1 protein-coding gene is annotated in these 441 nt (G+C 64.2%); it reads left to right on the forward strand.

Going from position 1 to position 441, the window contains the following annotated elements:
* A partial coding sequence (locus tag FLP08_RS17065) for a MazG family protein (RefSeq protein WP_156278120.1) occupies positions 1 to 441 on the forward strand: 441 nt, incomplete at both ends.

Below are 441 nucleotides of genomic sequence, written 5' to 3' on the forward strand. Positions count from 1 at the left end.
AAGCCTACGAAGTAGCGGACGCCATAGAGCAGGGGGATTTCCCGCAATTGCGCGAGGAACTGGGCGACCTGCTGTTCCAGGTGGTCTATTACAGCCAGTTGGCTCGCGAAGAGGATCGCTTCGCTTTCGACGAGGTGGTGGACGGCATCACCCGCAAGCTGATCCGTCGACATCCCCACGTATTCCTCGATGGCGATCTCTATGGCAAGCCCGATGCGGCGAAGCTGGCCGAAGCGGCGGTCAAGCAGCGCTGGGAAGAACTGAAGGCCGAGGAGCGTGCCGCCAAGGCCAAGGAGCCGCAGCAGTTGTCGCTGCTGGATGACGTTCCTGTCGCCCTGCCGGCGTTGTCACGGGCGGCGAAGCTGCAGAAGCGCGCGGCGCAGGTCGGCTTCGACTGGCCGGAAGCGCTGCCGGTGCTGGACAAGGTTCGCGAGGAGCTGG

The sequence above is a fragment of the Christiangramia aestuarii genome, from assembly GCF_009735585.1.
Classification (GTDB): Bacteria; Bacteroidota; Bacteroidia; order Flavobacteriales; family Flavobacteriaceae; genus Christiangramia; species Christiangramia aestuarii.